This window comes from Microcoleus sp. PH2017_24_DOB_U_A, from assembly GCF_020738205.1.
In the GTDB taxonomy this organism is placed as follows: domain Bacteria; phylum Cyanobacteriota; class Cyanobacteriia; order Cyanobacteriales; family Microcoleaceae; genus Microcoleus.
This window is the reverse complement of record NZ_JAEQCT010000156.1, coordinates 1-10,523: the sequence shown is the minus strand read 5'-3', so window position 1 is coordinate 10,523 and position 10,523 is coordinate 1. Positions and strand designations below refer to the sequence as shown.

General features: G+C 47.4%; 10 protein-coding genes. 4 read left to right on the top strand and 6 right to left on the bottom strand.

The features are described 5' to 3' along the window. The coding region (locus JGK07_RS31170; protein ID WP_293193667.1) for a hypothetical protein at positions 1–438 on the top strand (438 nt) is incomplete at its 5' end. A 131-nt stretch (positions 439–569) separates the two neighbouring features. Here the strand turns inward: JGK07_RS31170 and JGK07_RS31165 are convergent. The 4 genes from JGK07_RS31165 to JGK07_RS31150 form a co-directional block, all read right to left on the bottom strand. Continuing rightward, positions 570–2,057 carry a DUF697 domain-containing protein gene (locus JGK07_RS31165; RefSeq protein WP_293185243.1) on the bottom strand — a complete coding sequence of 496 codons (1,488 nt, stop codon included), beginning with the start codon at positions 2,055–2,057 and terminating at the stop codon, positions 570–572. A 270-nt stretch (positions 2,058–2,327) separates the two neighbouring features. Next, positions 2,328–3,779, bottom strand: coding sequence for a YcjF family protein (locus JGK07_RS31160; protein WP_293226587.1), 1,452 nt, complete (start codon positions 3,777–3,779; stop codon positions 2,328–2,330). Between the two features lie 612 nt (positions 3,780–4,391). After that, a complete protein-coding gene (locus JGK07_RS31155) occupies positions 4,392–5,474 on the bottom strand; it encodes an ATP-dependent 6-phosphofructokinase (protein WP_293185247.1) in 1,083 nt (360 codons plus the stop codon). A gap of 293 nt (positions 5,475–5,767) precedes the next feature. After that, positions 5,768–6,010 carry a hypothetical protein gene (locus JGK07_RS31150; RefSeq protein WP_293185248.1) on the bottom strand — a complete coding sequence of 81 codons (243 nt, stop codon included), beginning with the start codon at positions 6,008–6,010 and terminating at the stop codon, positions 5,768–5,770. Positions 6,011–6,153: 143 nt separating this feature from the next. Here JGK07_RS31150 and JGK07_RS31145 point away from each other — a divergent pair, with 143 nt between their 5' ends. Further along, complete coding sequence (locus JGK07_RS31145) at positions 6,154–6,657, top strand: hypothetical protein (protein ID WP_293143532.1); 504 nt, start codon at positions 6,154–6,156, stop codon at positions 6,655–6,657. Positions 6,658–7,039: 382 nt separating this feature from the next. Further along, positions 7,040–7,192 (top strand): transposase family protein, encoded by a 153-nt coding sequence (locus tag JGK07_RS31140; protein WP_293185249.1) that lies wholly within the window; start codon positions 7,040–7,042, stop codon positions 7,190–7,192. A 369-nt stretch (positions 7,193–7,561) separates the two neighbouring features. On the opposite strand, the gene JGK07_RS31135 is transcribed toward JGK07_RS31140, so the two are convergent. After that, on the bottom strand, positions 7,562–8,860 hold the full coding sequence (locus JGK07_RS31135; protein WP_293243475.1) for a type IV pilus twitching motility protein PilT: 1,299 nt from the start codon (positions 8,858–8,860) through the stop codon (positions 7,562–7,564). 284 nt (positions 8,861–9,144) lie between these two features. Here JGK07_RS31135 and JGK07_RS31130 point away from each other — a divergent pair, with 284 nt between their 5' ends. Next, entirely contained in the window at positions 9,145–10,314 is a 1,170-nt protein-coding gene (locus JGK07_RS31130; RefSeq protein ID WP_293185252.1) for a DUF58 domain-containing protein, read from the top strand. A 25-nt stretch (positions 10,315–10,339) separates the two neighbouring features. Here the strand turns inward: JGK07_RS31130 and JGK07_RS31125 are convergent. Beyond that, positions 10,340–10,523: hypothetical protein (locus JGK07_RS31125; protein WP_293193663.1), on the bottom strand; the 184-nt coding region annotated here is incomplete at its 5' end.

Below are 10,523 nucleotides of genomic sequence, written 5' to 3'. Positions count from 1 at the left end.
GCATCTCATTTGTTGTGCAAAAACCATTTTTTCGAGAGGTACGTAGTTGCGCTTCAGCGCTCTGGGAGCATCTCATTTGTTGTGCAAAAACCATTTTTTTTACAGTGCTGTCCACAAAGAGCGAGCTGTATAATACTTGCTCTTCGTGGACATCACTATAACAATAAAACTGAGATAATCCCAGCGCTCTTATATATAAGAAAGAGCGCTGAAGCGCAACTACGTACCTTTTTTAAGAGCGCTCAAGCGCAACTACCTACCTTTTTTAAGAGCGCTCAAGCGCAACTACGTACCTTTTTTAAGAGCGCTCAAGCGCAACTACGTACCTTTGTTAAGAGCGCTCAAGCGCAACTACGTACCTTTTTAAGAGCGCTCAAGCGCAACTACGTACCTTTGTTAAGAGCGCTCAAGCGCAACTACGTACCTTTTTTGTTCTGATGCACCCTACTCAACTGCGATGTTTATGACACAGCAATCAGTTGACCAATTCTGTAATTTCGGGGAAATCTTGATACGACTCGGGAAAAAATCCCTCGGCTTCAGTTCGCGTAATATGGCTGTGGTTTGTGTCATATTTTGAATTCTTGCTGCAAGCGATCGATAATTGTATTGCGCTCGATGGTAGCTAGAATCTCTTGAATGACAGTATCCTGTCCCAGGGGGCCCCAGGTGCAGCCTCTTTCTAAATAAACTTGGGCGGCGCGACCGACAGCGTAGGTTCCGTAGGCTGCTAAACTAGCTTGAGTGACAGCGACTCCGGCGAAAGTCGAAAAGCCGATTTGTGGGGCGACAGCGGCCGCACTTTTCCCAAATCCCAAGAGGAAACTGCTACCTAATTCTCCCAAAAGTACGCCGCCAGCGCTGGAGAAAATAGTTTGCCAAAGTTTGCCGGCTTCGTAACCAGTCATCGGTAAACAGTAAAGTCTGGATAAAGAGCGAATTAAGGCTAAATCTGCAACAGTTGCGCCCATGACATCCAGGAAAGCAACAGGATTTAAGCCGACAGCTAAAGCTTTGTATTTGGCAAATTGCCAGATTAAATCATCGGCTTCTGTTTGGCGCAATTTGAGAACTTGATGAGCAAGATTTGCTTCGGCATCTCTAGCTTCTACTAAAGCATTAAGTGCGAGGAGCGATCGCCCTTCTCTGTTAAGAATTGTCAAAATTGTGTGTTTGAGTTCGTCTATTTGGGGAGGCGGCGATTCCCATTCGTTGGTGATACTTCCATCTGACCATTCTACGCGCACTTGCATCGGTGCGGGTTCGGCGGCTACCATGACTATTTCTAAGGATTTGGCAATTTTAGCGGGTGGTTTTGCTGTAGATTTAGGAGCAGGGATGTTATTTTGGCGATCGTCCAAATCGTCCCAATCTTCCTTATCTGTTACCGCCTCGGCTGCTAGCTGTTCGGAATTTCCCAGCGCTTGCAAACTTTGGTAAATAGCTGTTCGGTCTAATTCTGGATACAGGTCAATTTTATTAAAAACTAAAATTAGCGGCTTTTGAGCAGTTTGTAATTCGCACAAAGCTTGATATTCAGTGCGAGTGATATCGCCAGCTACCACAAACAGAATTAAGTCAGCTTGGCGAGTGACTTGTTTCGCCATCTCGCCGCGCACTTCCCCGCCAACTTCATCAAGTCCGGGAGTATCAATTAATTCTACTTGAACCCCCCCCTGCCCCCCCTTACCAAGGGGGGGTTGGGGGGGTTCTACGCCCTCCAGGAAGGTTAAAGGCACATTCCAACGTACAGAACGAGGCCACTGAGTCACGCCGTTGAGGGGGCCTGTTTGCAGGATTTTTTGACCCAACAGCGCGTTTAATACGGCTGATTTGCCGCGACTGACTAGCCCGAAAGTAGCAATCCTAATTACCTTGTTGTCAAGTTTTTCGGAGGTAGAAGTTAAAATATCTAACTGAGTTTGCAGGGCGGCTTCTAATTCTGTGTTGTTCGAGTTTTTTTTGCCTTGGCGCAGGTAGGAGTAGCGCGCGAGGGCTTGGCGCAAACTGGCGCGGGCGAGGGATAGGCGATTTTCTTGAAGGGAATTGTCAGCCATTGGCGATCGGCTTTTTTAAGCTATGTAATTGAGCGTAGAAATATAACATTCTCTTTCTTATTTTAATACAATTTTTGATAAATTTTAGGACTTACCCAACTGTCCCATGCAATCAAGGTACGTAGTTGCGCTTGAGCGCTCTTATTTATATATATGAAAGAGCGCTCAAGCGCAACTACGTACCTAAGAGGTCAGATCCCCTTTTTTAGGGAATCTAGGCCTAATCGTCAGACAGACTCGATTTCTCGCCGCCCCTGGCTCCAGAAGTATTTAATTTGCTGCCGAATTAACAGCCTGGGCCCCAGATGTCTGAGGCGAGAGACGACTTGCAATTTGATTGACGAAAGATTGCAAGAAGGAAACTTGTTGATTTTGCTGAAATACTGCTTGCAAAGTTTTCGTCAACTGATTGAGACTGAAAATGCCTTTGGCTGCATTTTCCAGTTCTTGATTTTGGAAATATTCAATCAAACTTAGTCCAGCTATTCTGGTAAAATAGGCTGCACTAATTCCCTGCACTGCGCCTCCGGCTGCATAGGTAACGGCATTGCTTTTAAGCAGTCCAGCAATAGTTTGGGTAGACACTTCTACCAATCCCAGTTTGAACATTTGGGTTGCCAAAGTTGCCGCTACTGTCTTAGCTTGGTCTAAGGAAAACTCTTGCTTGTAGATAGCGCCGAGGTCGATTACCAGTTGGGTGCTGATGGCGGTTGTGGCTAGCAAGTCTAAGGCGGCAACTGGGTTGGCAAAAACGGCGGCGGCGGCGATATACTGATATTGTTCGATGATGGGCATTGCCCGATCGCGCCTCACGACATTCAAGCAAGTTTTTGCTTCTAATTTAACCGTTGCAGCTTCCCGCACAGCACTCGCCCAGACCAACTGTTGCCCTTCTTGAGTGACGATTTGAGTCAATCTTGCTGTCAGCGGTTCGAGTTGAGAGACTTGAGTTTCAATCCGTTCTTGAACAGTGCCGTCTGCTTGGTGCTGCCGCACTTTAATCGAATTAGGGGAAGCTGCGATCGCAATTATATCTTCTGTCCCCAATATTCCTTGCATTCTTTGGTGCAACTGCTGCAAAATTTGTGACTGCTGCGCTGGCAAATATTGGTCTAGTTTGTTCAAAACTAGCAGCACGCGCTGACCTGCGGACGCTAGTTGAGATAATGTTTGAAACTCGGAATCCGTGATGTCGCCCGCCGTGACAAACAGCACTAAATCACCGCCGATTTTGGCATCGGAATTTGTGGTACTGGCAAACAGCGGTGCTGTTTCTGAGAAAATCTGCTGTTGTGGCTGTTGGGATGCCCAATCAGAATTTAAAACTTGAATTAAGGCAGTTTTACCGACAGCTTTGCCGCCAGTTACGGTAATCCGCAAATCTTGTCTGTCTAATTCGGCTTTGAGTCGATCGAGCTTTGCGGTTAGATGAGCCGGATTTACCGAGTTTTGAGCTTCTGAGGCGAGCAATTTAATTGCTGCTTCGGCAGTCGCGATCGCTTTTTCGGCTGCTTCCCGCTTGGCCAGGGGCTGCGGGAGTTCGAGTTCGAGTGTGGGAGATTGTTGTTTCCACCACCAATACCCCGCACCGGCAGCCGTCAAGCCGATGAGTGCCGTTTCTCCCATTTCTGAACCCGAATGCTGTAGAGTTTCCAACAGCCAAAGCGCTGCTGAAAGTCCTATTCCGCCTATCAAAATTGGTCGCCGCAAGTTAAGTGTCATTTTTCCCTTCCTGTGGGTATTATCGCCAAGCTTAACCTTACCGGGCTTGGTCTCCCTCCCTATATTCCATCGTACCTCTGCGACATCCAAACTGGCGATCGGGCGATCGGGCGGATTATACCATAAACCTTTTGCGGAAGTTCAAAAAGTTTGTAGTAAGGACTTCAGTCCTTGCTGTTGAGTTAAGCCAGCAAAAAGTGAAGTTATTACTACAAACTGTTGATATTTGACACTCTCCGGGAGTCAACGCCACGGAGATTCTTAAAACCACAACTTTAGTCTTAAAGGCGCTGTCAAATCGCCTCTACACACTCAAAACAACTACATCTTGCGAGTATTGCAATCGTGCTTACTTTTCCTTTGCTTTCGTCCTGCCATCACAATGCCAGATAGGTACGCTCTGTGTTCACCATTACTTGTTTACCCAGGCTACGGACGTATCGAGACGAGATAACACGGGGGTTGCTCCCTAATCAAACACTTCTTCGCATAGATGGTTATTCTTACTCAAACTTATTATAGCAATTTTCATGTTCCGTAGGGAAGAAAAGCCGTCCTATAAGGACGGGGCTTCAAACCCATTCTTTTTGGTGAAAAAGTCTAGGTAATTATCTAATCTCCCAGACAAATTCCCAAACCGCGGGCCGTTTTAACCAGAGTACCATCGAAGTCTACAGGTCTGTATTTGGCGATCGCATCTTCCAGCGGAACACTCACAACTTCTCGTTGTTGCCAAGATACCATGCGGTCAAATTTCTTTTCGGCAACTAAATCAACTGCTGCGACACCAAAAGCCGAAGCAATTAATCTTTCTAGCGGAGAAGGCGTTCCTCCGCGTTGAATGTGTCCCAAAACTGTGACGCGAGTTTCTGCACCGCTACAATCAGAAATTGTATCAGCTAAATACTGACCTATGCCACCTAATCGACTTTGGCCTAAGCGATTTGTGTGCATTACTAACTCGCCTGCTTCTGTCCGCACAGCCTCCGCTACTATAATTAAACAGTAGTTTTTTCCGCGTTGTTGGCGTTCTTGAACTTTGGCGCAGATTTCGGAAATTTTGTAAGGAATTTCGGGAATCAGAATTATATCAGCACCGCCAGCAATTCCGGCACTAATCGCAATATGTCCGGCATCGCGTCCCATGACTTCAACAATCATCACGCGGCTGTGACTGGCCGCTGTAAAATGTAAGCGATCGAGTGCTTCTGTGGCAATATTGACAGCAGTATCAAAACCGATCGAACGCTCGGTAATACCGACATCATTATCAATAGTTTTAGGAATAGCAACTAAATTCAAATTACCTGCGTTGGCAATCTTTCGGAGAATGGCAAGACTGCCATCGCCACCAATCCCAATTAAGGCATCCAAACCTAGTTGATGATAGCCTTCAATAATATCATCAGAGCGATCGCGCAAAGTTCCATCAGGCATCGGGAAAGCAAAAGGATTGCCCTCATTGGTAGTGCCTAGCATTGTACCCCCAATAGTCAGCCAGGAATCTACTTTCTCAATATTCAAGGGTGTTGCTTCAGGAGGGCGACTCATCAATCCTTTGGTGGCTTGACGAATGCCCATCACTTGCCAATTGTATGTTCCCGTTGCGCGGTAGACAACGGCTCGAATCACGGCGTTTAAGCCTGCACAGTCACCCCCGCTGGTGAGAATGCCGATACGTTTTTGTTCTCCCATAATTTAGCCAGACTTTTGTTCCTCAGAACATGGTTGATATTTTTAGATTCCGATTCGTTCAATCCTGATTTTCGACGTAAGTAGTTACAAATAAACTTTACTCTGTAACAGAATGTAAAGCTATGATAACCTTTGTGATTGCTTCGTTTCACTTTGTTTCACTGGCAATGACATACTTATGTATTTTCAAGCTTCAGCGACCTAATTGAGCAGCTCATCTCTGATGCACCCTACAAGCTTGATAGCTAACTTTCGTAGCGTCCCAAATCACCGTCTCAAATACAACATAAATTTTACTTGGGATTGAGGCGTTTAGAAACTTGGTTAACGATACCGCTGAGAATTGCACCGCCCATCAAAATACCGAGGGCAGGATTAAATACGGGCTGCCACAGACTGTACCATAAATCGAAACCGAGATTTACGCCAGTCGATCGCCCTGCAACGGCGATCGCAAACCACCCAAAAATAGCCAAGACGAAAAACACATCAGCGACTAAAATCAAGTTGAGGAAGTTAAGAATTTTATCTTTCATGGTCGATGGTTCCTTTTTGAGTGTATATGTGTCAACTTTTGGCAAGAGGTTGGCAAGGGAGCCGATGGATAGCTGCAACAGGCGATCGAATCAAGATAAAATAAAATATCATTCAATTGTTTTCGCATACTTGTGGTCAAAATATGGTTCGTTATACACTTCCTCAAAGCCCCGAAATTATTTTAACTGTCAAAGGGAAAGATTCAGCGAAAGCCCGCGAAGAAGCGATGGATAAGCTGATGCTGCTGATGGATGAAGGGAAGCTACCTACAGAGCTCGCAGAAGGATTTGGGCCCAAGCAGTTTGTTGAAGTTATCGAAGATGCTGCTGTGTCTGACGGCGAGGACGCAATTACTGAAGCAGTGCAGATTTTGAGCAATTTGGCAAGTCTCAAATTGAAGGTGATGGAATCCCGGGAAGAAGCCCTAAAAATCCGGGAGGCGATCGATATTTTGTTTACAGATGAGCCTGTGAGTGCGGAGGAAATTGGTCGTCTGAAAGACGGTTTTAAGGTTCTCAAAAACTTCGCTCAAGCTAATGTCCGCTATCGAGAAGCTAGGGGCAAAGCTGAGGAAGCTCGGGCAATTCTGGACGAAGCTTTGCAATCTGTAGAATCGGAAAAAAAGGCACAGAAATCAGCGAAATAGTAGCTAACTGTAGGCAGGGTAAGCGCACGTTAAATAGTAGCTCAGGATACAGATTAATAAGCCAGATACTGAGGTTAAAGGTGCAATGCTAAAGGTTTGTTAGATTTCCTCGCTTCGAGGCTGACACAAGGTGACACTCTCTGGGTATTCCCACCTCTTGGTTCCCGTTATGTCTCAAGGATTTGCGCCCGCTGCCCGCTGTTGAGCTGCCCACACAGGAGTGCGGTTCCCTTAGAAATATCAGCCTTAAGCCAAGGATTAGTAGACTGTTTTAAATCCGTCGAAGATCGAGCGAGTCGAACGGGGACAATGGCATCCTTTATCCGATATTCTGATCGTTGCGATTCTCTCCACCATTGCAGGCGGACAAAGCTCTTAAGCCATGGAACTCTATGGCAGCAGCAAACAAGCTTGGCTCTCCACCTTCAGGGCACTCCCCAATGGCATCCCCAGCCCAGATAGCTTTCGGCGGGTGATTGAACGTCTCCACCCCAAACAGATGGAAGCCGCCTTCGATAACTGGGGGCGTTGCTGATTTACGGTATGAAAGGCTAAATAGGTCTGTCATAGAAACCAGTATCCACAAAGGTTTTGGATTTTAAACTTATTTTTTTCATACCATGATTAAGCAACGCCCAATATTTTAATAGAAATAGCAAAGAAAGAACACTCTTGACTGAAGTCCCCCGAGCCGCTTCCCTAGGAAGGACTAAAGTCACGCTTGTTTCCCGCATCCGGTATTGATTTTTATGAGCGATGACTATATGGTGAAGGTATTAGTCGCAGCGCTCCCTGAACTCTCTCAAAGTAGCAGTCCTACAACCTAGATGGCAAGTGCGTTAAATGGTATTAATTTGTGGGGTAGGCTTGCTGTGCCTACCCCTGTATGTATGTTGCTATTAGGCTAGGCGCGAACGCTCCTTTCTTTTTTGCTACCTTCAAAGTCTCGATCCGACCCAACTTCGTAGCCTCCTGTCCGCAAGCGGCGGTCTAAATCGCTGGCTTCGGGAGAAGTTTTTGTGGCTTCTTCGATTGTCACTCTACCTTCAAGTACGAGTTTGTAAAGATCCTGGTTGATAATCTTCATGCCTTCGTAGGTGTCATTTTGCATCAACCGGAAAGCTTCATCATCATCACCTTTCATCAAGTAATCGTGCATGGCTGGCGTGTTCACCAAAATATCGTGAACTGCGACGCGGCGGTTGTCAACTGTTGGCAGCAAAAGTTGGGCAATTACTGCTACTAAAGAATCGCAAATTTGAATCCGCATCGCCTGCTGTTCCTCAGGTGGGTAGAGGTTTAACAAGCGGTTAAGAGCGTTGATGGCGCTGCGAGTGTGGAGGGTTCCCAATACTAAGTGACCAGTTTGAGCTGCTTGCAAGGCTGTATTGATGGTAACGCGATCGCGCATTTCCCCGATCAGGATGACATCGGGGTCTTCCCGCAAAACTGCCCGCAAAGCCTGCTGGAACTCGTGGGTGTGCAAGCCGACTTCCCGCTGGCTGACCAAGCATTTTTTAGAAGGGTGAATGAATTCGATCGGGTCTTCAATTGTAACTACGTGCTTCTGTTCCGTCTGATTGAGGTGGTCGATCATCGCAGCGACTGTTGTCGATTTCCCGGAACCGGTAGGCCCGGTAATCAAAATTAATCCTTGCGATCGCAAAATGACCTTTTTGAGAACTTCTGGCAACCTCAAGGAGTCGATAGTGGGTATTTCTAAACTGATCAACCGCAATACTAGGGCGCCACCACTGAGGGAATCAAAACAGTTTAGCCGACACCGCACGAAGCCCGGGTAAAAAATTGCTGCATCTAATTCCTTGGTAGCTGCAAACTGTTTTCGCTGTTCGGGGGTGAGAATTTCGGCTAAGTAATGTTCAAAAATTTCTGGCGTGACTTTGGGGTGGCTGGTTGCTACTTGCATGACGCCCCGAATCCGAAATCGAGGTACTTGACCGACTCGAATGTGAATGTCGGAAGCCGAGGCGGTATGGGCATCTCTGACCATTTGTTCGATCGTACTTACGGGAGTCTCAACAGCCCGCTGCTGTTGCTGCTGATGCTGCTGTTGCGCCAGGGGGTGTGCAGCAGGCGCCGGTGGTGGTGGCGCGGGAGTTGCAGCCAAGGGCGGCGGTGGCGGGGGTGTGCGGCGGGCTTGAGGGTCGGGTTTAACGGGTGTAGGATTGTTTAATGGGTTCATTTTTTAGTCTCCAGTGAGTCGATTTTAGATTTTAGATTTTAGATTTTAGATTGACTCGCAGCGCCGTGAATCTGGGAGTTTCAACTATGGTCTAAAATTTGGGGATTGACCGTGCGCGATCGAGTGTCGGGATCTTGTATCCGTTATTGGGCGGGGTCAAAGTATCATTGAAAAAATTCCCGATTTCTAATCTAATCGCTCGCTTGCTAATTCGGTGCCAAATGCTGAGAATATTTTACAATTAGGCTTGATGGGCGATCGAGCAATTAACAGTTTTAACTCCTATGAACATCCGTCACAAAATTGCCGACTGGCTCGAAAATCGCGCTGTTACTCCTGCCTACGCGGGTTGGCTGCTCTCGGGGATGACGGTGTTCTTTTTTGGGTCTGCTACTAATACAATGTCTGGGTGGCTGTACGCGCTCAGCGGTGGCAGTTTGGCGCTGCTGGTAGTAGCTGCGGTTTTGCCTGCAAAATCGCTGCGTTCCTTGGAAGTCCGCCGCCACCCGATCGAACCTGTGAGTGCGGGCGATAAAATCACCGTGGAACTAGAAATCGAAAATAGCGCCCGCCAACCTAAAACCTTGTTGCAAGTGGTAGACATCTTACCGTTTGTATTGGGAAAAGAGCTTGTCCGCCCGATCGAGATCGTAGAGCCTAAAAGTATATACAGGGATACATACTACGTGGAAGTCCGGCAGCGGGGCGTCTATCGCTGGCAAGAGGTGCACTTGAGGACGGCGGCGCCTTTAGGGTTGTTTTGGTGCCGTCGCAGCCGCCCGGTAAAAGCGGTGGCGGTGGTTTACCCGCAGGTTTTGCCGTTGAGCACTTGCCCTTTGATCGATCGCATCGGTCAAGAAGACAGTCCGCAATTGTACGATCGCCTGCGATCGCAAACCGCTACCGAAGGCCTCACCCGCAACCTGAGACCTTACCGTCACGGAGACCCCACCCGCCTGATTCACTGGCGCACCAGCGCCCGCTACGGAGAACTGCGGGTGAGAGAGTTAGAAGTTGCAGCAGGCGGCCAAGAAATTATTATTGCTCTCGACAGCGCTGCATTGTGGCAACCAGAGGAATTTGAACGAGCGGTGACAGTAGCAGCGTCTCTTTACTTCTATGCTAGCAAGCGCCTGTTAAACGTCAAACTTTGGACGGCCGGAACCGGACTTGTCTCGGGGAACCGGGTAGTTTTGGAAACCTTGGCGGCGGTTAATGCTGCCGAAGATGCGATCGATAGTCGATCGCAACTATCGATCATTTGGCTAACTCAAAACTCTGCAAGTTTAAGCACTCTTACCCAAGGTAGTCGTTGGGTACTCTGGCCGAGTTCCACTGCGGAAACAGGCGAAAAACTGTTAGTGAAACATGATTTACCTGGTTTAGAAATTCGCTCGGATAGACCTTTAGAACTTCAGTTACAAGATGCTTTAGAAAGAGCAATTAGTTATTAAGATTGAGTGGATAAGTTTTCCGCTATCATATCAAATCCGGTGACAGCAGAATTCTGCCAGTGCGAGCGTCCCCGCTCGCGACAGGAGATAATATCGTTTCCGGTATCATCTCAAATCCAGTAACAGCAGAATTCTGCCAGTGCGAGCGTCCCCGCTCGCGACAGGAGATAATATCGTTTCCGGTCAAATCCAGTAACAGCAGAATTCTG